This window comes from Sulfitobacter aestuariivivens, from assembly GCF_014763045.1.
Taxonomy (GTDB): domain Bacteria; phylum Pseudomonadota; class Alphaproteobacteria; order Rhodobacterales; family Rhodobacteraceae; genus Sulfitobacter; species Sulfitobacter aestuariivivens.
The window spans coordinates 1,417,283-1,440,071 of sequence record NZ_JACTAG010000002.1; the positions used below are offsets into that span (position 1 = coordinate 1,417,283).

22 protein-coding genes are annotated in these 22,789 nt (G+C 60.8%); 16 read left to right on the top strand and 6 right to left on the bottom strand.

Going from position 1 to position 22,789, the window contains the following annotated elements; genetic code table 11:
• Positions 1–8 precede the first annotated feature (8 nt).
• The 3 genes from H9Q16_RS16715 (at position 9) to H9Q16_RS16725 (ending at position 1,914) form a co-directional block, all read left to right on the top strand.
• A complete protein-coding gene (locus H9Q16_RS16715; protein WP_191076546.1) occupies positions 9–389 on the top strand; it encodes a VOC family protein in 381 nt (126 codons plus the stop codon).
• 63 nt (positions 390–452) lie between these two features.
• On the top strand, positions 453–1,148 hold the full coding sequence (locus H9Q16_RS16720) for an SDR family NAD(P)-dependent oxidoreductase (RefSeq protein ID WP_191076547.1): 696 nt from the start codon (positions 453–455) through the stop codon (positions 1,146–1,148).
• Between the two features lie 10 nt (positions 1,149–1,158).
• Positions 1,159–1,914 carry a hydroxypyruvate isomerase family protein gene (locus tag H9Q16_RS16725; RefSeq protein ID WP_191076548.1) on the top strand — a complete coding sequence of 252 codons (756 nt, stop codon included), beginning with the start codon at positions 1,159–1,161 and terminating at the stop codon, positions 1,912–1,914.
• Between the two features lie 220 nt (positions 1,915–2,134).
• On the opposite strand, the gene H9Q16_RS16730 is transcribed toward H9Q16_RS16725, so the two are convergent.
• The 5 genes from H9Q16_RS16730 to H9Q16_RS16750 all read right to left on the bottom strand — a co-directional run bounded on the left by H9Q16_RS16730 (position 2,135) and on the right by H9Q16_RS16750 (position 6,771).
• Positions 2,135–2,752 (bottom strand): glutathione S-transferase N-terminal domain-containing protein, encoded by a 618-nt coding sequence (locus tag H9Q16_RS16730; RefSeq protein ID WP_191076549.1) that lies wholly within the window; start codon positions 2,750–2,752, stop codon positions 2,135–2,137.
• Positions 2,749–3,111: an MmcQ/YjbR family DNA-binding protein gene (locus tag H9Q16_RS16735; RefSeq protein WP_191076550.1), complete on the bottom strand. Its 363-nt coding sequence runs from the start codon at positions 3,109–3,111 to the stop codon at positions 2,749–2,751. Before H9Q16_RS16735 ends, H9Q16_RS16730 begins: the two co-directional genes overlap by 4 nt.
• Before the next feature lie 13 nt (positions 3,112–3,124).
• Positions 3,125–5,917 carry a DNA polymerase I gene (gene polA / locus H9Q16_RS16740; protein ID WP_191076551.1) on the bottom strand — a complete coding sequence of 931 codons (2,793 nt, stop codon included), beginning with the start codon at positions 5,915–5,917 and terminating at the stop codon, positions 3,125–3,127.
• 139 nt (positions 5,918–6,056) lie between these two features.
• Entirely contained in the window at positions 6,057–6,236 is a 180-nt protein-coding gene (locus tag H9Q16_RS16745) for a zinc-finger domain-containing protein (protein WP_191076552.1), read from the bottom strand.
• 67 nt (positions 6,237–6,303) lie between these two features.
• Positions 6,304–6,771 (bottom strand): DUF1203 domain-containing protein, encoded by a 468-nt coding sequence (locus H9Q16_RS16750; RefSeq protein WP_246455785.1) that lies wholly within the window; start codon positions 6,769–6,771, stop codon positions 6,304–6,306.
• Between the two features lie 157 nt (positions 6,772–6,928).
• Here H9Q16_RS16750 and gpmI point away from each other — a divergent pair, with 157 nt between their 5' ends.
• The 3 genes from gpmI to H9Q16_RS16765 are packed head-to-tail and all read left to right on the top strand — an operon-like array spanning position 6,929 to position 10,902.
• A complete protein-coding gene (gene gpmI / locus H9Q16_RS16755; protein ID WP_191076553.1) occupies positions 6,929–8,440 on the top strand; it encodes a 2,3-bisphosphoglycerate-independent phosphoglycerate mutase in 1,512 nt (503 codons plus the stop codon).
• Positions 8,437–9,564, top strand: coding sequence for a murein hydrolase activator EnvC family protein (locus H9Q16_RS16760; RefSeq protein ID WP_191076554.1), 1,128 nt, complete (start codon positions 8,437–8,439; stop codon positions 9,562–9,564). The genes gpmI and H9Q16_RS16760 overlap by 4 nt, the downstream gene beginning before the upstream one ends.
• 3 nt (positions 9,565–9,567) lie before the next feature.
• On the top strand, positions 9,568–10,902 hold the full coding sequence (locus H9Q16_RS16765; RefSeq protein ID WP_191076555.1) for a S41 family peptidase: 1,335 nt from the start codon (positions 9,568–9,570) through the stop codon (positions 10,900–10,902).
• Between the two features lie 165 nt (positions 10,903–11,067).
• On the opposite strand, the gene hydA is transcribed toward H9Q16_RS16765, so the two are convergent.
• The gene (hydA, locus tag H9Q16_RS16770) at positions 11,068–12,441 is read right to left on the bottom strand and encodes a dihydropyrimidinase (protein WP_216859437.1); all 1,374 of its coding nucleotides are present in this window, start codon (positions 12,439–12,441) and stop codon (positions 11,068–11,070) included.
• Positions 12,442–12,548: 107 nt separating this feature from the next.
• On the opposite strand from hydA, the gene H9Q16_RS16775 reads away from it, so the two are divergent.
• From H9Q16_RS16775 to H9Q16_RS16820, 10 genes are all read left to right on the top strand, one after another.
• Positions 12,549–13,196 carry a GntR family transcriptional regulator gene (locus H9Q16_RS16775; protein WP_191076557.1) on the top strand — a complete coding sequence of 216 codons (648 nt, stop codon included), beginning with the start codon at positions 12,549–12,551 and terminating at the stop codon, positions 13,194–13,196.
• A gap of 102 nt (positions 13,197–13,298) precedes the next feature.
• Positions 13,299–13,700, top strand: a complete 402-nt coding sequence (locus H9Q16_RS16780) for a VOC family protein (protein ID WP_191076558.1) — start codon at positions 13,299–13,301, stop codon at positions 13,698–13,700.
• Positions 13,701–13,766: 66 nt separating this feature from the next.
• Positions 13,767–15,320, top strand: a complete 1,554-nt coding sequence (locus H9Q16_RS16785) for an ABC transporter substrate-binding protein (protein ID WP_191076559.1) — start codon at positions 13,767–13,769, stop codon at positions 15,318–15,320.
• A 67-nt stretch (positions 15,321–15,387) separates the two neighbouring features.
• Complete coding sequence (locus H9Q16_RS16790; RefSeq protein WP_191076560.1) at positions 15,388–16,353, top strand: ABC transporter permease; 966 nt, start codon at positions 15,388–15,390, stop codon at positions 16,351–16,353.
• Between the two features lie 10 nt (positions 16,354–16,363).
• Positions 16,364–17,236 (top strand): ABC transporter permease, encoded by an 873-nt coding sequence (locus H9Q16_RS16795; protein ID WP_191076561.1) that lies wholly within the window; start codon positions 16,364–16,366, stop codon positions 17,234–17,236.
• A complete protein-coding gene (locus H9Q16_RS16800; protein WP_246455786.1) occupies positions 17,233–18,231 on the top strand; it encodes an ABC transporter ATP-binding protein in 999 nt (332 codons plus the stop codon). Before H9Q16_RS16795 ends, H9Q16_RS16800 begins: the two co-directional genes overlap by 4 nt.
• Positions 18,228–19,256, top strand: a complete 1,029-nt coding sequence (locus H9Q16_RS16805; protein WP_191076562.1) for an ABC transporter ATP-binding protein — start codon at positions 18,228–18,230, stop codon at positions 19,254–19,256. Before H9Q16_RS16800 ends, H9Q16_RS16805 begins: the two co-directional genes overlap by 4 nt.
• Positions 19,253–20,686 carry an ABC transporter substrate-binding protein gene (locus H9Q16_RS16810; RefSeq protein WP_191076563.1) on the top strand — a complete coding sequence of 478 codons (1,434 nt, stop codon included), beginning with the start codon at positions 19,253–19,255 and terminating at the stop codon, positions 20,684–20,686. Before H9Q16_RS16805 ends, H9Q16_RS16810 begins: the two co-directional genes overlap by 4 nt.
• Positions 20,683–22,128, top strand: coding sequence for an amidohydrolase family protein (locus H9Q16_RS16815; RefSeq protein ID WP_191076564.1), 1,446 nt, complete (start codon positions 20,683–20,685; stop codon positions 22,126–22,128). Before H9Q16_RS16810 ends, H9Q16_RS16815 begins: the two co-directional genes overlap by 4 nt.
• Entirely contained in the window at positions 22,125–22,784 is a 660-nt protein-coding gene (locus H9Q16_RS16820; RefSeq protein WP_191076565.1) for an aspartate/glutamate racemase family protein, read from the top strand. The genes H9Q16_RS16815 and H9Q16_RS16820 overlap by 4 nt, the downstream gene beginning before the upstream one ends.
• Positions 22,785–22,789: the final 5 nt, after the last annotated feature.

Consider the following 22,789-nt stretch of genomic DNA (forward strand, 5'->3'; position numbering starts at 1 on the left):
CACTGAATATGGCTGATACCGTTCAACACGCCGTCGTCTGGGCAGAGCTGCCCGTCACCGATATGACCAAAGCGCGCGCCTTTTACGAAGAGGTGCTGCAATGCAGGATGCACCTTGAGGAAAACGGTCCCAATCCGATCCTGATGTTCCCTACCAATGATGAAATCAGCGGCGTCGCGGGTCACCTCTACCCCGGCAAGCCCAGCCCCGGCGCGGGCCCCACCGTTCATCTTGCGGTGCCGGACACCGTGGAAAAGGCCGCCGCGCGCGTGACGGCCGCAGGTGGCACGTCACTGCCGGGCGTCATCGAAATCCCCGCAGGCCGCTTTGGCTACGCGACGGACCCCGATGGTAATTCAATCGGGCTGTTCCAGATGACTGCCGGTTGATCATTTGACGCACCCCGGGTGATCCGCCATCTTCCCCCTGAACACTCTGGGGGAGGATGGCACATGACCGGAACAACTGCCGTGATCGTAGGGGCAGGGGCGGGACTTTCGGCCGCATTGGCGCGCAAACTGGCCGAACGGGGTCACGATGTTGTGCTGGCTGCCCGCGACACCGACAAGCTGGGCAAACTGGCGTCCGAGACCGGCGCACGCACCGTCGCGATGGATGCCAGCGACCCGGCCGCCATGCGATCGCTGTTCGTCAACCTGCAAGGCCCGCTTGGCGTGGCGATCTACAACCCCTCCGCTCGATTGCGCGGCCCGATCATTGATCTTGACCCCGAGCGCGTGCGCCGGGCGATTGAGGTGACCGCCTATGGCGCATTCCTGATGGGCCAGCAAGCCGCCCGGCTGATGCTGCAGAATGAAGGCGACAAGAAGGGAACGATTTTGTTTACCGGTGCCTCGGCAGGGGTCAAAGGGTTCGCCCAGTCAGCGCCCTTCGCCATGGGCAAATTTGCCCAACGCGGCCTTGCACAAAGCATGGCGCGCGAACTGCACCCCAAGGGTATCCACGTGGCATGGATCAACATCGACGGCGGCATCTCCAATGCGGTGCGGGCCGAACGGACGGATGACGGCAGCGACAAGATGCTTGATCCCGGCGCGATCGCGCAGGCCTATATTGGGTTGATCGATCAACACCGCTCTGCCTGGTCGGACGAGCTTGTCTTGCGGCCCTGGGTCGAGACGTTCTAGACCTCGTTTGATGAAGCTTGCAGCGAACCTGACCCTGCTCTGGCCGGAACTGCCATATCTCGACCGCTTTGATGCGGCGCGCAAGGCAGGGTTTGACGCGGTCGAAATCCTGTTTCCCTACGATGTTGCCGTGGCAAAGACCCAAGCCGCGCTCACGCGGAACGGGCTGCAGATGATCCTGCTGAACGCACCGCCGCCAAACGACACTGGCACCCCGCGCGGGTTTGCCGCAGACCTCGCGCAGACAGACCGCTTTCGCAGCGACATGCGCCTTGCATTTGAGTTCGCACAGGCGCTCAGCGCTGAGATGATCCATGTGATGACGGGTCCGGGTGCAGGCGCACGGGCCCGCGATACCCTGATTGGCAATATGCGCTGGGCCTGTGCTCAGGCGCCGGCAGGCATCACCCTGATGCTGGAGCCGTTGAACCAGACAATGATGCCGGGCTATTTCCTGTCCGACTACGCGCTGGCCGCAGATGTCATCGCTGCGGTGGAGGCTAACAACATCGCCCTGCAGTTCGACAGCTATCACGCGCAGATGATTCACGCGGATGCCGTACAGGTCTTTGACCAATACCGCCCCCTGATCCGCCACATCCAAATCGGCGACACCCCCGACCGTGGTGCACCCGGCAGCGGTGCCGTTGACTTTGATACGTTGTTCGAACGCATCCGGATCAGCGGGTATGACCGCTGGGTCAGCGGGGAATACCATCCCGGCATGGCAACGGAAAAGACCTTGGACTGGATGAAGTACGCCTGATCGTCGGCGTGAGTTTATTGGAAAGATGAAGCGGGGGGCGCGCTTAATCTCCAGCTAACCGGGAGTCGCTAGTCTGGATAGACCCGGACAGCGGGAGCGCGACCCCAGGCGAAAGGTGAAGCCCAGCCCTGAGCGAAACATTTCGGGGCTGGGTGGACCGCGTCCTTCATCTTTCTCTTAAACTCATTCCTGCAGTTGCTTGCGGGTGGGGGCGTCACGATCAGGGAAACATGACAGGGTCGTCACCCGGGTGCCATTGCGGAAATTTTGGCATGATGGCTGCGAAAGCGTCAGATCCCAGAAACCGCATAAGCCATGCTTGCAGACGGGGCCAGTCCTGCGCGTCAAACCAGTCTTTGTCGATAAAAGCAAACTGCCGGACAAACGGCAGGATGGCGAAATCGGCAAGTGTCGGCCCCCGGAATATCCATTCGTCGATCTGCTGATCAAGATCAGCAAGAAAACGCGCCGCCTGCGCGCGGTTTTCCAACGGATCTTCTTCCGGATAGCGGATGGCGTACTTGGTTCTGTCCAGCGCGTCTTTAAAAGGCCCATCCGCCCGCGCGATCCAGCCCCACCCGGTGTCCGGCATGTCCAGCCACCCTTCGGGGTCCTGGTGCCCCAACGCCCAGATCATGACGTCAAGGCTTTCGTCGATCACGCCGTCAGCCGTGACAAGACAGGGCACTGTGGCGCTGGGCGACGCCTCAAGAAACGACTGCGGCTTGTCCCGCAACACTACTTCGCGCAACGCAACCGGAACACCGGCCTGACGGATCGCAAGACGGGCCCGCATCGCATAGGGGCACCTGCGGAAGGTATAAAGAACCGGGGTCACGCCTGGTCGACCAGCCCGGCGTCCCAGTCTTTCAAAAACCGCTTGGGTGCCAGTTGACGCCAAGTGCCGCGCAGCCGCGCCTCGGCCCAATCGGGATCAATCCGCCCTGCCGCCACCAAAAGCAGGCCATGTTTGGCATAGTGTGAATGCAGGATGAAGGTATCGGGGTCCGCTGCCATCAACATCTCACGCTCCTCGATGTCCCCTTTGAAGATCGCCGCCTCCACATAGGGACTCCACCATGTCCACATCTTGCCGTGGGCTTTCAGGTTCTCATTGCCCCAGCTGGTCGCCACCTCGACCTTGGGCAGGCCCAGCGAAAGGCCCAGCGTCTTGACGTCTTCCCAGGTTGAAAGCATCCCGCCTCCTCGCTTAATGCGCCTCTGCCCAATTTTGGCCCTGTCCAGCATCGACGGTCAGCTTGACGTCCAGCCTGACGACCGGATCATTGGCATTCTCCATCACTTCACGGGCGGCCTCGATCAGGTCTTGCTCTGCCCCCTTGTCCACCTCAAAGAGCAATTCGTCATGGACTTGCAACAGCATTTTCGCGGGCAGATCGCTGATGGCCTCCGGCATCCGGATCATCGCACGTCGAATGACGTCTGCGGCAGTGCCCTGAATGGGCGCGTTGATGGCGGCACGGGCGGCAAAGCCTGCGTGCGGCCCCTTTGCCCCGATATTGGGCGTGTGGATTTTGCGCCCAAAGAGTGTTTGAACAAACCCGTGTTCCTTGGCGAATGCCTTGGTGTCATCCATGTAGGTGCGGATGCCGGGAAACCGTTCGAAATACCGGTCGATAAAGCCTTGCGCCTCGCTGCGCGGAATACGCAGGTTGCGGGCCAGTCCAAAGCCGCTGATGCCGTAGATCACACCAAAGTTGATCGCCTTGGCCCGTCGGCGAATTTCCGGAGTCATGTCGTCCATCGGCACGTCAAACATCTCCGACGCGGTCATGGCATGGATGTCATCGCCACGCGCAAAGGCCTCCTTGAGGGCCGGGATATCAGCGATATGCGCAAGGATACGCAGCTCGATCTGGCTGTAGTCCAGGGTGACAAGGGTCTTGCCCTCCTCGGCAATGAACGCCTCGCGGATGCGGCGGCCTTCTTCGGTGCGGATGGGAATATTCTGCAGATTGGGATCAGTTGACGCCAGGCGACCGGTCGACGCCCCGGCGATCGAATAAGACGTGTGCACCCGGCCCGTGTCAGGGTTGATATGATCCTGCAGCGCATCGGTGTAGGTGGATTTGAGCTTTGATAACTGCCGCCAATCCAACACCCGGGCGGGCAGTTCGTGTTCTGTCGCCAGATCCTCAAGCACATCCGCACCGGTGGCATATTTTCCGGTCTTGCCCTTCTTGCCGCCCTCAAGCCCCATCTCGTCAAACAGAATCTCACCGACCTGCGCGGGCGAGCCGACGTTGAACTTGCGGCCCGCGAGCTCGTAAAGCTCATCCTCCAGCCCGGCCATCTTTTGCGCAAAGGCATTCGACATGCGTGACAGGGTATCGCGGTCGACCTTGATTCCGGACCGTTCCATGTCTGCCAGCACCGGCACCAGGGGGCGTTCCAGCGTCTCGTAAACCTTGGTCACCTGCGCCCGGTGCAATTGTGGTTTCAGGGCCTGCCAAAGGCGCAGCGTAATGTCGGCATCTTCGGCGGCATATTTCGTGGCCTCGTCAAGCGGCACCTTATCAAAGGTGATGGCGGATTTGCCCGACCCCAGCAGCGGCTTGATCGGGATAGGCGAGTGGCTGAGATAGCGCTCCGACAGCGTATCCATGCCGTGATTGTGCAGGCCCGCATGCTGGGCATAGGAAATCAGCATGGTGTCGTCGATAGGGGCCACCGTGATGCCGATCTGGGCAAAGATCTTGGCATCATATTTCATGTTCTGCCCGATCTTGAGGATGCTCTCATCCTCCAGCATGGGTGTGAGCAACTTAAGGCACTCTTCGAGATCCATCTGCCCGTCTGCCAGATCATCAGAGCCAAAAAGGTCATCCCCCCGGTTGGCCTTGTGAATAAGCGGGATATAGCAGGCCTCGCCCGGCTCGACCGCCAATGAGATGCCGACCAATTCGGCGATCATCTCGTTCAGGCCGGTGGTTTCTGTGTCGATGGCGACGTAGCCACGTTCGTAAATGGCATCGATCCACTTTTGCAGGGCCGCCGCGTCGCCGACCTGCTCGTATTTCTCCGGATCAAAGGGCACCGCTTCGACCTCTGGCACGTCCGGTGCGGCGGGGGCGTCGGGAATGACGGGCGCCTCGGCCCCCAGCGCGTCAGCGACGCGTTTGGACAGTGTGCGGAACTCCATCTCGGCCAGAAATGTCAGCAGCGTGTCGGCATCGGGGTCCTGTACTTCGAGATCTTCGATGGTGAAATCAAGCGGGGTGTCTTCGTCCAGCAGGACCAGTTGGCGCGACAGCCTGATCTGATCGGCGTGATCGATCAGCGTTTGGCGCCGTTTAGGCTGCTTGATCTCTTCCGCACGTGCCAGCAGCGTTTCCAGATCGCCATATTCGTTGATCAGCAGGGCGGCGGTCTTGATCCCGATCCCCGGTGCGCCGGGCACGTTATCGACACTGTCGCCCGCCAGCGCCTGCACGTCGACCACGCGTTCGGGATACACGCCGAACTTTTCGAACACGCCGTCGCGGTCGATGCGGTTGTTTTTCATCGCATCCAGCATCTCGACACCGCCGCCCACCAGTTGCATCAAATCCTTGTCGGAACTGATAATGGTGCACCGCCCGCCCGCGGCGCGGGCCTGCACGGCAAGCGTGGCGATGATATCGTCGGCCTCCCAGCCTTCCTTTTCCTTGCAGGCGATGTTGAAGGCTTCGGTCGCATTGCGGGTCAGCGGGATTTGCGGGCGCAGGTCTTCGGGCATCTCATCGCGGTTGGCCTTGTAGAGATCGTACATGTCATTGCGAAAGGTATGGCTGCCTTTGTCAAAGATCACCGCAACATGGGTCGGTGCATCCGGCCCGGTGTTTCCTTCAACGTAGCGATGCAGCATGTTGCAAAACCCCGCCACGGCCCCGATGGGCAACCCATCCGATTTCCGCGTGAGCGGCGGCAGCGCGTGGTAGGCGCGAAAGATGAACGCCGAGCCGTCGATCAGATGCAGGTGGTGGCCTTTGCCGAATGTCATGGATGCGCTCCCCTTGGCTTGGAACTTCTTTTGCCATGAAGTTGCGCAGTCTGCCAGCGGTGTTGCTTCGCCCATGCGGGCGAATTGAAGGCGCTGCCCTCAAACTTCCGGGAATATTAAGGCCAAGAAAAGAAGCAGGTCAGACCTTGCCTTCAAAATCCGCGTGCACGTATTTGCAATCGCAATAGCCGCATTCGACCCAGCCTTCGTCGCGCGGGATCTGCAGCCAGACGCGGGGATGGCCCAAGGCACCCTCGCCGCCATCACAGGCGACGCGCCAGGTATTCACGATGCGGGTCTCTGGCGCTTGGATGGTCATGGGGCGCGGTCCTTGGCTTGGGGTCTGATGCGCCCTTGTATGGCCCGTCCCGCAGAGCGGGGCAAGCCTAAGGCGTGCGATCAATCCGCGCCTGGTAGCAATTGTTGCGGGCGGACCGGACGTGGATGAAGGCGATCTGCGGATCAGTGAAAATATCGGCCACGCGGGCGGGCATTTCTTCCGGCGTCACGATCGTGCCGGTGCCGTAGATGATCCGCTCGTTCCGGCCGTACCCTTTGATCAGAAAGTCCGGCGACGATTTCAGGGCCTCGGGCAGCGTGCCGTGGTCCTCAAAACGCGTACAGGCGTCGGCGCAGACAAACAGGGGCCCACACTCAGCGTAAGGCTGCAGACTGTGGAACGGGCGATGCGCCACGATCAGATAGCCCGCCCCTTGAGGAATAAGGTTCAGGCAATGACGACAGGGATTGCCGTTGCCGTCTGATATTGCCGGTTCCGGGCGCTGCCCGTGGGCGTCGGCACCCCCGGCTTGCCAGTGGCGGACAAGGTCGGTGGGCAGGGCCTGAATATGCATGAGAGGTCTCCTTTGTTGCCAATTCGCTAGCCTGCGCACCCCGGCCCGCTCAATCCGGTTCCTGCGCATATGTCGCAGGCGGCCCGAAAAAGGTTCACGCCGCCTGCGCCAGCGGCTAAAAGGCCTGCAAAAGACCGCGTTGAACCAGAGGCACCAGATGAGCACACCCAAACCGGTGGTATTGTGCATCCTTGACGGATGGGGCCAGCGCGATGCGCGGGAAGGCAACGCGCCGTTGCTGGCGAACACGCCGACATTCGACCGGATCATGCACTCCAGCCCGCATGCGACACTGCTGACGCATGGGCCGGATGTGGGCCTGCCCCGCGGGCAGATGGGCAATTCCGAAGTGGGCCACACCAACATCGGCGCAGGCCGGGTGGTGGCGATGGATCTGGGCCAGATCGATCTGGCCATCGAGGACGAAAGCTTTTTCCAAAACGCAGAAATCCTGTCGCTGATCGACAGGGTCAAGGCGCGCAAGGGCACACTGCACATCATCGGTGTCCTGTCCGACGGGGGCGTGCATGGCCATATCAGTCACATGAACGCCGCCGCACGCATGATCAGCGATGCGGGCGCGGATATCGCACTTCATGCCATCACAGACGGCCGCGACGTGGCTCCGCAGTCCGCTCTTGGCTATCTGGATCGCCTAAAGGTGCCGCCCACCACCCGTTTCGCCACGCTCTCCGGGCGCTACTATGCCATGGATCGCGACAATCGGTGGGACCGGGTCAAGCTGGCCTATGACGCCATCGTGCACGGGCAGGGCAGGGCAGTACCGGATCCGGTCGAGGCCGTGCAATCCGCCTATGACGCGGGCGATCTGGACGAATTCATCAAACCTGCCATCATCGCGGACTATGCGGGGATACGCGATGGCGACGGGGTGTTTTTCCTCAACTTCCGGGCTGATCGGGCGCGCGAGATCCTCTCTGCGATCGGCCAACCGGACTTTGATTCTTTTGAGACCGGTCATCGGCCTGATCTCGCGGGGCTGCTGGGGATGGTGGATTATTCGCAGGCGCACGACCGTTTCATGACCACCGCCTATCCAAAGCAGGACATCGTCAACACCCTTGGGGCCTGGGTTGCCCGGCACGGCAAACGACAGTTCCGGCTGGCAGAGACCGAGAAATACCCCCACGTGACTTTCTTTCTCAACGGCGGCGAAGAGACCGCGGAAGAGGGCGAAGACCGCTTTATGCCCAAATCGCCCGACGTGGCGACCTATGACCTGCAACCCGAAATGTCCTGTGCAGAGGTGACCAGCCACTTTGTTGAGGCAATCGAGGATGGCTATGATCTGATCGTGGTGAACTATGCCAATCCCGATATGGTTGGCCACACCGGTGACCTGAACGCCGCCATTGCCGCGTGCGAGGCCGTGGATGCGGGCCTTACACAGGTCGTTGCGGCGCTGGAAAAGGCGGGCGGCGCGATGATCCTGACGGCGGATCATGGTAACTGCGAAACCATGATCGACCCTGAAACAGGGGGCCCGCATACCGCGCATACGCTTAACCCGGTCCCCGTGGCGCTGATTGGCGGGCCTGATGGTGTGTCGCTTGAAGATGGGCGATTGGCGGATATCGCGCCGACCCTGCTGGACCTGATGGGGATCGAACCACCGCCGGAAATGACCGGCAAGGTGCTGTATTCATGATCCGGGTCGCGGTTCTTTGCCTGCTGCTGCCGTTTGCTGCTGCCGCGCAGACAGATGCAGGGGCCGAGGCCCGTTCTGCGCTGTCCCAGCTTGAGGCCGCCTCTGCAAAACTGGAACAAGCCGGCGGTGCGCGTGACCGCGTCCGCGCACTGACCGAGACCATTCAGGCGTTTGAGCGCGGGCTGGGCGCGGTGCGTGAAGGGCTGCGTCAGGTGGCCATCAACGAAGCACAGCTTGCCAGAAAGCTCCAGGCAAAGGACGGGGAGGTTGCGCAGTTCCTCGGCGTCTTGCAAGGCATCGGCAGCACACCTGATCCAACCGCTCTGCTGCATCCCGATGGCCCGACCGGCACTGCACGGGCGGGCATGTTGCTGGCGGAACTGACCCCTGCACTGGACCGCCGCGCGGACGCACTGCGCCGCGATCTGCAAGAGGTCCAGACGCTGCGCGCCTTGCAGGTGGATGCGGCTGAGCGGTTGCAAAAGGGCCTGACCGAGGTGCAATCGGCGCGCACAGCCCTCAATCAGGCGATGGCCAACCGCACGGATCTGCCCCGGCGCTTTACCGCGGACCCGGTTCGCACCGGCATCCTGATTGCCTCGACCGAAACGCTGGACGGTTTTGCCAGCGGGCTGGCGGAAATTGCGGTGGATCAGATCTCGACCACACCGGAAAGCATGGAGGCGCAGATCGGCGATTTGCCCCTACCGGCACAAGGCCTGATTCTGCGTCGTGCGGGCGAGGCGGACGCCGCGGGCATCAAACGCCCCGGTATCATTCTGGCGACTCGCCCGCGCGCCATTGTGACGACACCCGCCGCGGCCACGATCCGGTACGCTGGCCCGTTGCTGGATTTCGGCAATGTCATGATGCTGGAACCACGCGCCAACAGCCTGATTGTGCTCGCAGGTCTGGATGTGGTCTATGGCGAGGCCGGACAGGTCATCGCCCGTGGGACACCCGTGGGAATGATGGGCGGTCCGCAGGCAGAAAACAGCGAAGGCATTTCACCCTCCCGTGAGGGGGCTGGCACAGAACGCTCAGAAACGCTCTATATAGAGATAAGACAGGACAATATCCCACAGGATCCGGCAGACTGGTTCCGCACCGATAAGGATGGATAGAAGATGAAGAAGTTTGTGATGGCGGCACTGGGCGGCACGATCGCCGGTGTCGTGGCAACGACGCAGATCGCCGCCCCCGTGCTGGCGCAGGAGCGCGTGAAGAATGTGAATGTCTATGAACAGCTTGACCTGTTCGGTGACATCTTCGAACGCATCCGCGCGCAATACGTGGAAGAGGTGGAAACGGACGAGTTGATCGAGGCGGCCATCAACGGCATGCTGACCTCGCTTGATCCGCATTCGAGCTATCTGTCGCCCAAGGACGCCGCCAAGATGCGCGAACAAACCCGTGGCGAATTCGGCGGGCTGGGCATCGAAGTCACCCAGGAAGAGGGCTTTGTCAAAGTCGTCTCGCCCATCGACGGCACACCTGCCGATGAGGCGGGCATGGAAGCGGGTGATTTTATCACCCACGTCGACGGCGAAAGCCTGCTGGGTCTGACACTGGATGACGCGGTCGAGATGATGCGCGGGCCGGTTGGCTCCGAAATTGTTATCACCGTGGTCCGCGAAGGAGAGCCCGAACCGTTCGATGTCTCGATCATCCGCGACACGATTGAATTGACCGTGGTGCGGTCGCGCACCGAAGGCGATACGGTGGTGCTGCGCCTGTCCACCTTCAACGAACAGACCTATCCAAAGATGGCAGAGGCCATCAAGGAACAGGTCGCCGAAGCAGGCGGCATGGACAAGGTCAACGGCTTTGTCGTCGATATGCGCAACAACCCCGGCGGGCTGCTCAACCAGGCCATCGCGGTCTCGGATGCCTTCCTCGAAAAGGGCGAGATCGTCAGCACCCGCGGGCGCAACCCGGCTGACGGGGACCGCGTCAACGCGACACCTGGCGATCTGACCGAAGGAAAACCCATCGTGGTGCTGATCAACGGTGGGTCCGCCTCTGCCTCAGAGATTGTCGCGGGGGCCTTGCAGGACCACCGCCGCGCCATCGTCGTCGGCACCAAGAGCTTTGGCAAAGGCTCTGTCCAGACGGTGATGCCCCTGCGCGGCGATGGCGCGATGCGCCTGACCACGGCGCGCTACTACACCCCGTCGGGCCGGTCTATCCAGGCGCTCGGCGTTTCGCCCGACATCGTCGTCGCCCAGCCGCCTGCCAAACCGGAAACCGAAGAGGATGAACTGAACGCGCGCCCCCTGCGGTCAGAAGCCGACCTGCGCGGCAGCCTTGGCAATGACAGCCTGAGCGAGGATCAGATCGAACAGATCATGCAGGATCGCGAAAAAGCTGAAAAAGCAGCGCAGCTGCGCGAAGAGGATTATCAGCTGGCCTATGCCATCGACATCCTCAAGGGCCTGTCTGCACTGGGGCCCGAAGACTGAAGGCGCCCTGATCCGACGTAAAAAGGCCCGCGCAATGTCGCGGGCCTTTTTCCTTGAGGCGCGCGTGAACTGATCCGATAGGCGCTCCCAGCCCCAAATCAAGCGTCATTGACAGCAGGTAGGGAAATCAAAGCCAGGCGCGGCACACCGGCCCGCGCGGCTTTGCTATCCCATTTTCTGCCACTCACCACCGCCCTTCACACCTGTCAGGGCGCGGTCCTTTACCAGCAGTCGGCCGCGCGACAAGACGGCGGTGGGCAATCCCTTCACGGATGTCCCCGCGAAAGGGTTGTAGCCCACATTGTCCTTGAGATCATTTGCCCCGTAGGTATGGCGCAACTCCGGGTCCCAGATCGCAATGTCGGCATCAAACCCCTCGGCGATCGCGCCCTTGTTTGCCAGACCGAAATGCCGCGCCGGCGCCGTCGCCGTGAGCTGCACAAAGGCTTCAAGCCCGCCGCGATTCTTGCTGACCATCGCATCGAACATCAGCGGCAGGCGGGTCTCCAGACCCGGCATGCCGTTGGCAATCTTGTTGAACGGCGCGTCTTTGCCGTGCGCAAATTTACCGCTCTCGTCCATCCGGTAGGGTGCGTGATCCGAGGTGACGCAACTAATCGTGCCATCTGCAAGTGCCTCCCAAAGGGCATCTTGATCGTCGGCAGTCCGCTGCGGGGGCGAGCACATGAACCGCGCAGGGTTCTCCTGTTCAAGAATATCCACCGTCATGAACAGGTAATGGGGACAGGTTTCCGCCGACACCTGCACACCCCCGGCCTGCGCCTTGCGGATGATATCGGCCCCCTCCCGCGTCGAGACATGAAAGATCATGATCCGCGTATCGACAAAAGCGGCAAAGCGGCACATCCGGTCGATGGCTTCAATCTCGGCCTCCCGGGGATGGGACAGCGCATGGTACTTCGGTTCTGTTTGCCCTGCGGCCAGCAGTTTTTCGGTCATGTTGCGGATCAGACCGTCGTTTTCGGCGTGAAAGCACACCAGCGCACCGTCGCGTTTGGCCACATCCAGCAGATCAAGGATCGATTTGTCGTCCTGACGCACCTTGTCATAAGTCGTGAAAATCTTGATGGACCGATGGCCCTGCGCGATCATGGCGGGAATGTCGTCGGTCAGATTGCCGCCGCCCGTGTCGGCCACGATCATGTGAAATGCATGGTCGATCATGGCGCCGTGGCCCGCCAGAGCGGCATAATCGTCCACGACCTTGCGAATGCGCTGCCCGGGATGCTGCGCGGCGAACGAGATCACCGTGGTGGTGCCCCCGAAAGCGGCGGACCGTGTCGCGGTCTCGAAGGTGTCCGCGTTCATCAGCCCCGCACCTGAGATCTGTTCGATATGACAATGGCTGTCGACGCCACCGGGCAAAACCAGCAGGCCGGTCGCATCGATGTCCCTGCTGGCCTCAAGGTCAGACGCGGGTGCGACGCGTGCGATCTTGCCGTCCTTGATCGCGACATCCGCCTGTAACGTGCCAGACGGCGTCACGGTGGTGCCGTTCCGGATTATCGTGTCCATCATCGCATTTGTCATACCGACCCCAAAGCTGTATTTTGATTATTGAAATACCGAGTGTATACCATTTGCAATCTGTTTGTGGCGATGCTGCGCAGTCGAAAAGGAAGAAGATGGACGAGGCAGCGCAAACACTGGGGAACTCGGCGTTCAAACGCATGAAGGCGATGATTCTCGACGGCACCCTCGAACCCGGCACATTGCTGCGCGAAAAAAAGTTTGCGGACAGGCTGGGTGTATCCCGAACCCCTGTCAGAGAGGCGATCGGCCAGCTGATCAGCGAAGGGCTCGCGACCCGATCCGAAGGCGGCGCGCCGGTCGTCAGCCGCGTATCGCTCAGCGACATCATGGAAATCCTGCACGTCCGCAGCCTGCTGGAATGCGAAGCGGCTAAAAAAGCGGCACTTTCCGGCAAGTCTATGGAGTTGCTGCTGGAATACCGTGCCCAGATCGTGGGGTTTCTGGAAGGGCCCCGCCCCGAAGCAGAGGTTCACTCTGCACTCGATTCGCATCTTCATCTCGAGATCGCCAGACTGGCCGGATCAAAGCTACTTATCGAGATAATTGATGGGCTTAAGGTCAAGACGCGGATGTTTGACCAGGGCTCAATTCCCGACCGGTTCATCCCGGGATGCCATGAACATCTGGTCCTTATTGACGCCATTGTCGCGCAATCTGCAGATGACGCGGCAGCGGCGATGAAGACGCATTTGCTAAACGTCCGCAAAGCGATCATTTCGCACATTCATCACCCGTTTTAGCCCTTAACCGGCCCATTGACGCGACGACTTGCAATGTCTCAGTTGACTTGGCATGCAGCGTGTATACCATCTGCATACCACTTTACCGAGACGAGAGAATTTATGTCAGTAACGGCTGCCCAGCGACCAGACGACGGGATCGTTCTTGCAATCACCTTTCAGTATTACCGCGATCTGCCCCGTGCGATGACGTTCTACGAAGATATCTTGGGCCTGACGCTGGCCATCGATCAGGGGTGGTCCAAGATTTATCGCATCGACGGTCAGGCGCATGTCGGCCTTGTCGATGAGGCACGCGGCATGAAGAAGTGGCGCGCGGAAAAGACCGTGCAGCTGTGTCTGCGGGTGCCTGATGTTGACGCATGGTACGCATGGGCGCAGGCGAACGACGTGCCGGGACTAAGCGACATGTTCGACAGCGCAGAACTTGGGATCCGCGCCTTCGTTATGGACGATCCCGAAGGATATCAGATCGAAGTGCAGACCGCGAAGCCGGGGCACTGATCCCCATCACCAACTGCCGCGGTCGGGCAACGTCCGGGCATCATCACAACAGCAAGGGAGTTTGCAATGAAATATCTATCTCAATCAGCGCTGCGCGCCGGGGCAATCGGGGTGGCGATCATGGCCGCCACGACCGCCACAGCGCAGGACAAGTCCGTCACTATCGGGCTGACGTCGGATCCCAGCCACCTCTACCCGCTGGCCGGCGAAGAGCTGTCCTCGAACATCATGTATTACCACCTGTATGACCCTCTGGTGAAACGCAGTGCTGACCTGTCTTTCGGTCCCGGCCTTGCCGAAAGCTGGGAAAACATCGACGACGTGACGTGGCGTTTCAAACTGCGCGAGGGTGTCACGTTCCATAATGGCAACGCCTTCACCGCCGAAGACGTGGTGTTCACTGTCAACAAGGCCCGCGAGTCGATCCGCCCCGATCTGGTTGCGAATATCGCTGAAATCACGGCCATTGACGCGACAACGATCGAAATCAAGACACCGCAACCCTATGCGGTTCTGCCCAACGATCTGGCCGAATTGCTTATCCTGGATGAAGAATACACAACCGAAACCGGCGATGCGCAGATGGACCTCAAGCCAATGGGCACCGGTCCTTACAAGCTGGTAGAATGGATCAAGGAAGAGAAACTGACGCTTGCGGCCTTTGATGACTATTGGGCCGGTGCGCCGGTGATCAAAGAGGTCACCTTCCGCCCGATCACCAACCCTGCGACACGCACCGCCGCGCTGCTCACCGGTGAGGTGGACGTGATCCAGGATCTTGCCGTGCGCGACGTGGAACGCGTCAAGCAAGAGGGTGATTTCAACGTTCTGACCCGGCCTAGCCTGTTGAACGTGGTTCTGGCGATGGACATGCGGCCACAATCCCCCACCATCGAGGGCGACAACCCGATGACGGATGTCCGCGTGCGTCAGGCAATTGCCCACGCCATCGACGTTGATGCGATCAACAAGATCGTCATGAACGGTCTGGCCACGCCCAGCGATCAGTATGTGCCGTCCTCGCACATCGGGTATGTAGACGGGATGAACTTCCGCGAGATGTATCCGCTCGACATTGAAAAGGCGAAATCGCTGCTGGCTGAGGCAGGACACCCCGACGGGTTCACCATGACGCTGGATGCCACCAACAACCGCTACGTAAACGATGCTCAGATTGCGCAGGCGCTTGCATCCATGCTTGCCAAGATCGGTGTCACGCTTGAGCTGAACATCATGCCCAAGTCAAACTTCTGGGGCTACATCCGCGTGCCCACTGACAATTCCAGCTTCATCATGAGCGGCTGGGACGTGCCGGCCGGTGATGCAGGATCCATGTACGGCGCGTTGTTCTACACCCGCGACAAGAAAGAGGGGTACGGTCAGGTCAACCGCGGCTCCTACTCCAACGCAGAAATGGATGCTTTGGTAGACAAGGCCGACGCCACGCCCAGCATCGAAGAGCGTGACCAGTATCTGCAGGAAGCCACCAAGATCCTGATGGCGGAAGTGCCGATGATCCCTGTCCATTACGAGCAGGATATCTATGCCGCGCGCAAAGGCGTCACGCTTGAGCCACGGGTGGACAAGTTCATCTGGGCCTATGACATGGATGTCGACTAAATTCTGCGGCCCCGGCGGCACATGCTGCCGGGGCCTTCCTGACGCCATGAAAGACTGATCCCGCGCAATGTTCGGCTATCTGATTAAACGCCTGATCCAGATGTTGCTGGTGCTCTGGGTCGTCTCGGTCATCGTTTTCCTGATGATGAGCTTTACCGGCGATCCGGTGTTCATGGTCGTGCCAATTGATGCGACAGATGCAGAGATTGCACAGGCGCGCAGGCTGCTTGGCCTCGATCAATCGCTGTTGGTGCAATACTGGAAATTTCTGACCAGCCTGTTGCAGGGCGATTTTGGCCGCTCCTACGTGTTTCGCCAGCCTGCGATGACGCTGATCCTGGAACGCATGCCTGCAACAGTCGAAATGGTGCTTGTGGCAATGGCGCTGGCGGTTGTGGTTGCCATTCCGCTGGGGGTCTATGCCGGGGCCAATCCCAACAGCCGCCTGAGCCGTATCATCATGGCCAGTTCGCTGCTGGGCATTTCCCTGCCGGGCTTTTGGGTCGGCATGGTGCTGATCTACCTCTTCGCCGTACACTGGGGCGTTTTCCCCTCATCGGGCAGAGGCGACACAGCTGAAATATTCGGTCTCCGGGTCAGCCTTCTGACACGCGACGGGTGGCACCACATTGCCTTGCCCGCGATCACCCTGTCGCTTGGGACAATGGCGATCCTGCTGCGCATGACCCGCGCCGGGATGATGGAAGTCAGCCGCCAGGACTACATGAAATTTGCCCGCGCAAAAGGGGCAACGCGCAGGGACGTCTTGTATAAACACGGGCTCAAGAACGCGCTGATCCCGGTTGTCACGATCTTTGGCCTGCAGCTGGGCGATCTCATCGCCTTTGCCACGATCACTGAAACGATTTTTTCCTGGCCCGGCATGGGCAAGCTGCTGATCGACAGCATCTACCGGGCAGACCGCCCCGTGATCGTCGTGTACCTCATGCTGGTGGCGCTGATCTTTGTGGTGATCAATTTCCTCGTCGACATCGTCTATACGCTGATCGACCCGCGCATCACGCTGAAATGACGGGGCTGGCATGACAACGTTTCTCAACAGTGAGTTCTTTCACAACTATACCCGCAGCAGTTCGGCCATCATCGGCAGCACGCTGATGGCCCTGTTCGCCTTTGCCGTCATCGCCGGCCCGTTTCTTGTGGCCCAGAACCCGTACGACATTGCCTCGCTTGACCTGATGGACAGCTACAAGCCGCCTGTGTGGCTCGACGGGGGCGATCCGCGGTTTTGGCTGGGAACGGACGGGCAGGGCAGGGATGTCTGGGCATCAATCCTCTATGGCGCACGCATATCTGTCTTCATCGGATTGGTTGCGATGATCGCGTCCTGCGTGATCGGGACATTGCTGGGTCTCATCGCGGGCTTCTACGGGGGCATCGTGGACAGCGTCATCATGCGGATCGCCGATGTTCAGCTGTCGTTCCCGTCGATCCTGATTGCCCTTTTCCTGATGTCTGCGGTGGGCACGGGCGTGGACAAGGTGCTGATCGCTCTGACAGCGGTGGGTTGGGTGGTCTACGCCCGAACCGTACGCGGCTCGACCCTGTCAGAGATCGAAAAGGAATATGTTCAGGCCGCCCGGGTCGCGGGCCTGCCAAACCACAAGATCATCCGCAAGCATGTGTTGCCCAACGTGCTGACCCCGCTCATCGTCATCGCAACCATTCAGGTCGGAACCTTCGTGCTGATCGAAGCTTCGCTCAGCTTTCTGGGCGTCGGCGTGCCGATCACGCAGCCCTCTCTGGGCCTGCTGATCAAGAACGGCTTTGATGTGCTTTTCAGCGGCCTGTGGTGGACATCCGTGTTCCCCGGTGTGGCGATCATGATGCTGGTTTTCGGCATCAATCTTTTCGGCGACTTTCTGCGCGATGAACTGAACCCGAGGCTGAAATGATGAAAGACGCCGCCAATACAGCCCTGCTCACGGTGCGTAATCTGCGCACCTATTTCCACACGTTTTCCGGCACGGTCCGCGCCGTTGATGGTGTCAGTTTTGAAATCGGACAGGGCGAAGTGATGGGCCTCGTCGGGGAAAGCGGTGGGGGCAAGTCCGTGGTCGGGTTTTCGATCCTTGGCCTGATCGACAGCCCCGGCAAGATCGAAGGGGGCGAGATCCTGCTGGAAGGGCGCGACCTGGTCACCGCAGGAGAAGACCATCTGCGCCATGTGCGCGGGCGCGAGATTTCGATGGTCTTTCAGGACCCGATGACGTCGCTCAATCCGCTACACACCGTGGGGCGCCAGATGGACGAGGTCTTGCGTCTGCACAGTGATCTGCGCGCGGACGCGCGGCACAAGGCCTGTGTCGACATGCTGGAAAGCGTCGGTATCAGCCGCGCGGCAGAGCGGCTCAAGGCCTATCCGCACCAGTTTTCGGGCGGCATGCGGCAGCGCGTAGTGATCGCCATCGCCATGCTCGCCAATCCAAAGCTCATTATCGCCGATGAACCAACCACGGCGCTTGACGTCACGATCCAAAGTCAGATCCTCAAGCTGATGCGCGCGCAGATCGCCGACAAGGGCGCTTCGATGATACTGATCACCCACGACCTGGCGGTCGTGTCCGAAATGGCGGATCACATCACCGTTTTGTATTGCGGCAATGTGGTGGAACGCGGCGCCACGCGGGATTTGATCGAAACCCCGGCACATCCCTATACCCGTGGTCTGATCGACAGCATCCCAGATACGTCAGAACGGCTGGACCGCCTCAGCCAGATCCCCGGCTCCGTGCCCGACATCCGCAACCTGCCACAGGGCTGCAACTTTCGCGACCGCTGCCCACGGGCCCAGGCCCTGTGCGCCCAAAAGGAACCTCCTCTGACCCCTCAGCACAACGGTTTGATGGCAGCCTGCCACTTTCCGCTACACCCCGGAGAACGGCTATGACGCAGGCGCCCGTGCTCGATGTTCGCGATCTGGAGATGCATTTTGCCGTCGGCGGAGGCCTTCTTGACCGGCTGAAACTGGATGCCAAAGGTATCCGGCTTGAAAAGCCGATCGTGCACGCGGTGAACGGTGTCAGCCTCAGCATCGCGCAGGGCGAAATCATGGCGCTGGTCGGCGAAAGCGGCTGTGGCAAATCCACAGTGGCCAAAACCATCGCCCGCATCTACGAGCCGACCAAGGGCAAGATCCGCATCGACGGCAAGGATATCGCAAACTTTGGATTTGCCCAGATGCTGCCGGTTCGTGCCCGGATGCAGATGATCTTTCAGGATCCCTATGCCTCGCTCAATCCGCGCCAGCGGGTGCGCGATATCGTGGCTGAACCCCTGCTTGAACAGACGAAGATAGCGCAGGAACGCGCGGCGGTACCCGAAAAGATCGCCCGACTGCTGGCCCGTGTCGGTCTGAACGCTGAACACGCGGGCCGCTATCCGCACCAGTTTTCCGGCGGCCAGCGCCAGCGCATCGGGATCGCGCGCGCGCTGTCTGTCACACCCGGTCTGATCATTGCCGATGAACCGGTCTCGGCGCTCGATGTCTCCATTCAGGCGCAGATCCTGAACCTGATGAAAGACCTGCGGGACGAATTCGGTCTAGCCTACCTTTTCATCAGCCACGATCTGTCCGTCGTGCATCACATCGCGGACAAGGTCGGCGTCATGTATCTGGGCTTCATGGTCGAAAACGCACCGCGCGACGTGCTTTTTGCCCGGCCGCGCCACCCCTATACCCGTGCATTGTTGTCCGCAGCGCCCAGCGTCAAGGCCAAGCGGGACATCGAAGAAATCGTGCTGACCGGTGAAGTGCCCTCAGCACTTGATCTGCCCTCAGGTTGTTGCTTTCGCACCCGCTGTCCCTTTGCGTGGAAAAAGTGCGCACAAGAGCGCCCGCAATTGCAGGATGTCGGTGACGGACAGTCCGTGGCCTGTCACCTCATTGACGCGCCCGAAAGGGATACCCGATGACGGTCATAGCGCAGGCCCGCTTGGGCCTTCACGATCCCCACGACTGCACCGACGCCAGCGACGAGCTGACAATCCTGCACGCGATATACGACACGCTGGTGCGCCGCACTGGGCAGGACTTTGTCCCCCATCTGGCTCAGGACTGGCACGTCTCTGCGGATGCAAAGACCTGGACGTTTCATCTGCAACCAGACGTCTTCTTTCATGACGGTACCCCATGCGATGCCGCCGCTGTTGCGCTCAACCTTGAGCGGATGGCACGCGAAGACAAGGGATATACTCTTGGCTCCCCTGCTGTCTGGCGGCAGTTTCTGGGGCATGCGGTGCTGGATGCGACCGACACGTCAACCCTGCGTGTGACCCTTGCTGCACCGATGGCCGATCTGCTGGATGTACTGGAACAGGGTTTCATCGTTGCACCGTCGGTGTTTGCAGCACTGGACGGGGGTGATCACACCGCGCACTGCGGAACCGGGCCCTATCGGCTGGCATCAGTATCCAAATGTGAAATCACCGCAACACGCACCGCTGCTCATTTCGCCGGTACCCCGGAAAATGCCGATATCACCTGGCGGCTGGTGCCCAAGGCAGACGACCGTCTGGCGCAGTTGCAGCAGGGCAAGGTACAGATCGCGAATGCACTGGATTTTGAGGTGTCCCGCGCCTTGGGTGCGGGACGCCATACCTACCTTTCACCCGTGGCGATCATTTACCTGCTGAATGCGGCCCACGGACCCCTGACAGATCCCCGGGTGCGTCGCGCGCTCAGTCTGGCGGTCGACCGTCAAGAGATTGTCGAGACGGTGATGCACGGTGCAGCGCAGCCATTGCACGGTTTTGTAAGCCCACATCATTTTGGCGCGGGGCAGGGCGCAGGCGCACAAATGGACCGAGCGCGCGCGCGCGAACTTCTGACACAGGCAGGATATGCAAAGGGGCTGACACTGGACGTCGACTGCCCCACACGACTGCCGGATGAGGCTCAGCGCCTGACCGCGGCCCTCGCTGACCAGCTTTCGACGGTGGGCATCTCGTTGACCGTGCACATCCATCCCGAACGCGAAGACTATGCGCACATGGTCCGCCGCAAGGAAATTCGTGACATGTGCGTGTTCGATTCAAGCCCGATGAGCACCTACCGCGTCCTCTTCGAAAAGATCGATTCACGCGTGGCGGGCGCGTGGTGGCAGGGGTACGTAAATCCCCGGATCGAGGCGCTGATCGACCGGGGGCGCGTCACCACAGACCGCGCCGCGCGCGCAGCACTCTGGGCCGCGGCTTATGCACTGCTGCAAGAAGACCCGGCCTGGCTGACATTGTATAATCCGGTTCGGGTGATTGGCCTGGCTGGTTTGCACCCGGACTTCACCATGCCGGTGGACGGGGTGATTGACGTGCCTCGCCTGCCGTCGTTTCGGGGGGCTCCATGAAGGCTGATACGCTGATCCTTGGCGGCACGATCGTCACGATGGACCCCGCCCGCAGGGTGATCAATGACGGTGCCATCGCCGTGGATGACGGCCGCATCGTCGCCGTCGACACCGCCGACACCTTGCGCGATAGGGTTGTGGCCAGCCGCACGGTGGACGCCACGGATCACGTGGTCATACCGGGCCTTATCGACGTACATGCGCACGCCGGTCATGCCTTGGTCAAATCCATCGGCATGCACACCGGCGACCGCTGGGAGGATATCTGCGGAGAGGTGTATACCCAGGCCTCCCCACCCGAATTCTGGTACGCCGAAGCCCGCCTTGCCGCGCTGGAACGGTTGCGGTTTGGGGTGACCACGGGCGTGTCGCTGCTGGGGGGTGGCGACACGATCATGCGCACAGACGATCCGGCCCATGCGGCTGCCCATTGCGACGGTGTGCTTGAGGTCGGCACCAGAAGCGTCGTGGCGGTGGGACCCACCCGCGCGCCGCATCCGCGCATCTATGCCGACTGGAAAGACGGTCAGCGTCAGACCTATCCCGTCACATTCGAACAGCAGATGAAAACCTGCCAGCACATCGCCGACCAATGGCACGATACCCACGCTGGGCGCATTCAAATCGCGATGCTCTACCCGGTTCTGCGCGACGAACACGAGCGTGACATGACGCCGGATGACTATGCCGCTGCTTGCACGCAGGCACAGACCGTGCGGCAGTTTGCCCGTGACCGGGGCCTTGTGTTCACCCAGGACGGACACTGGCGCGGCTCTGTCCGGCGGGCCGATGCGCTTGGTCTGCTGGGGCCCGAAACACTGCTGTCGCATTGCATTGATCTGCACGAGGACGAGATCGCGCTGGTGGCGCAGACCGATACGAAAATCGCACACAATCCATCGGCAAATGCCTCAATCATGGGGCGCTGTCCCGCGATTGAGATGATGGCGGCGGGCGCAACTGTCGCCTTGGGCTCTGATGCGACGGCTCCGGACCGTTCCGCCGATATGTTCCGCCACATGCAACAAGCCATGCACTATCACCGTACGTACTTCAGGGATGCATCCGTTCTGCCAATCGGCAAGGCCCTTGAGATGTGCACAATCGGCGCAGCGCACGGGCTTGGGCGCGCGCATGAAATCGGATCGCTGGAAACCGGAAAACGTGCAGACATCGTCACGGTGGATCTGCGCCGCCCGCACCTTTCCCCCCCCAATATGGCGGTGCACCGTCTGGTGTGCTTTGCCAATGGCAATGACGTCACCAACGTCATGGTCGGTGGAAAAATGGTGTTGGAAGACAAACGCGCTGTCCAGGTGAACGAGGCAGCGATCCTGAAAGATGCCGCAGTACAGGCCGCTCAGATGATTGACAGGATCGGTGCAGCAGATGATCTGTTGCTGCCACCAGATTTCTGGGGCGCAGAAAGGCACGACGCATGACGATATTTGTGATCAACCCCAACAGCAGCCAGCACGTGACCGATGGCATCAACCGCGCGGTCGATCCCATGCGCGCCGCAAGCCCGGTGCCGATTGAGGCCCGCACCCTGCACGAGGGTCCGCCGGGCATCGAAACCCAGGCGCATGTAGACGGCGTCGTGGGGCCGATGCTGGCCCATTGCGCAGACCTCCAGGACCGTGCCAGCGCCTTTGTCGTCGCGTGTTATTCCGACCCCGGCCTTGCCGCGCTTCGTGAACAATCCGCCTGTCCTGTCCTTGGCATTGCAGAGGCATCGATCCTGACAGCGATGACGCTGGGCCAGCGGTTTGGCATCATCTCGATCCTGTCGGCAAGCATTCCGCGACACATGCGGTATGTCGGCGCGATGGGCGTCATGGACCGGCTCGCAGGGGATCAGCCCCTCGAACTGGGCGTGTTGGAGCTTGCCGACGAAGACCGCACATTCGAGCGCCTCAAACAAGTGGGCGGCACCCTGCGCGATACCGCGATGGCGGATGTCCTCATCCTTGGCTGTGCAGGCATGACCGCCTTTCGCACTGACCTTGAAAATCATCTGGGCCTGCCCGTGGTCGAGCCGTGCCAGGCCGCAACGGCGATGGCGATTGGCCGCGTGGCCCTTGAACATACCCGATAGGACAA

Excerpts from the sequence above, each read along its gene's own strand:
- H9Q16_RS16715 (WP_191076546.1), top strand. The coding sequence starts at position 9 with ATGGCTGATACCGTTCAACACGCCGTCGTCTGGGCAGAGCTGCCCGTC.
- H9Q16_RS16720 (WP_191076547.1), top strand. The coding sequence starts at position 453 with ATGACCGGAACAACTGCCGTGATCGTAGGGGCAGGGGCGGGACTTTCG.
- H9Q16_RS16725 (WP_191076548.1), top strand. The coding sequence starts at position 1,159 with ATGAAGCTTGCAGCGAACCTGACCCTGCTCTGGCCGGAACTGCCATAT.
- H9Q16_RS16735 (WP_191076550.1), bottom strand. The coding sequence starts at position 3,111 with ATGCTTTCAACCTGGGAAGACGTCAAGACGCTGGGCCTTTCGCTGGGC.
- polA (WP_191076551.1), bottom strand. The coding sequence starts at position 5,917 with ATGACATTCGGCAAAGGCCACCACCTGCATCTGATCGACGGCTCGGCG.
- H9Q16_RS16745 (WP_191076552.1), bottom strand. The coding sequence starts at position 6,236 with ATGACCATCCAAGCGCCAGAGACCCGCATCGTGAATACCTGGCGCGTC.
- H9Q16_RS16750 (WP_246455785.1), bottom strand. The coding sequence starts at position 6,771 with ATGCATATTCAGGCCCTGCCCACCGACCTTGTCCGCCACTGGCAAGCC.
- gpmI (WP_191076553.1), top strand. The coding sequence starts at position 6,929 with ATGAGCACACCCAAACCGGTGGTATTGTGCATCCTTGACGGATGGGGC.
- H9Q16_RS16760 (WP_191076554.1), top strand. The coding sequence starts at position 8,437 with ATGATCCGGGTCGCGGTTCTTTGCCTGCTGCTGCCGTTTGCTGCTGCC.
- H9Q16_RS16765 (WP_191076555.1), top strand. The coding sequence starts at position 9,568 with ATGAAGAAGTTTGTGATGGCGGCACTGGGCGGCACGATCGCCGGTGTC.
- hydA (WP_216859437.1), bottom strand. The coding sequence starts at position 12,441 with ATGATGGACACGATAATCCGGAACGGCACCACCGTGACGCCGTCTGGC.
- H9Q16_RS16775 (WP_191076557.1), top strand. The coding sequence starts at position 12,549 with ATGGACGAGGCAGCGCAAACACTGGGGAACTCGGCGTTCAAACGCATG.
- H9Q16_RS16780 (WP_191076558.1), top strand. The coding sequence starts at position 13,299 with ATGTCAGTAACGGCTGCCCAGCGACCAGACGACGGGATCGTTCTTGCA.
- H9Q16_RS16785 (WP_191076559.1), top strand. The coding sequence starts at position 13,767 with ATGAAATATCTATCTCAATCAGCGCTGCGCGCCGGGGCAATCGGGGTG.
- H9Q16_RS16790 (WP_191076560.1), top strand. The coding sequence starts at position 15,388 with ATGTTCGGCTATCTGATTAAACGCCTGATCCAGATGTTGCTGGTGCTC.
- H9Q16_RS16795 (WP_191076561.1), top strand. The coding sequence starts at position 16,364 with ATGACAACGTTTCTCAACAGTGAGTTCTTTCACAACTATACCCGCAGC.
- H9Q16_RS16800 (WP_246455786.1), top strand. The coding sequence starts at position 17,233 with ATGATGAAAGACGCCGCCAATACAGCCCTGCTCACGGTGCGTAATCTG.
- H9Q16_RS16805 (WP_191076562.1), top strand. The coding sequence starts at position 18,228 with ATGACGCAGGCGCCCGTGCTCGATGTTCGCGATCTGGAGATGCATTTT.
- H9Q16_RS16810 (WP_191076563.1), top strand. The coding sequence starts at position 19,253 with ATGACGGTCATAGCGCAGGCCCGCTTGGGCCTTCACGATCCCCACGAC.
- H9Q16_RS16815 (WP_191076564.1), top strand. The coding sequence starts at position 20,683 with ATGAAGGCTGATACGCTGATCCTTGGCGGCACGATCGTCACGATGGAC.
- H9Q16_RS16820 (WP_191076565.1), top strand. The coding sequence starts at position 22,125 with ATGACGATATTTGTGATCAACCCCAACAGCAGCCAGCACGTGACCGAT.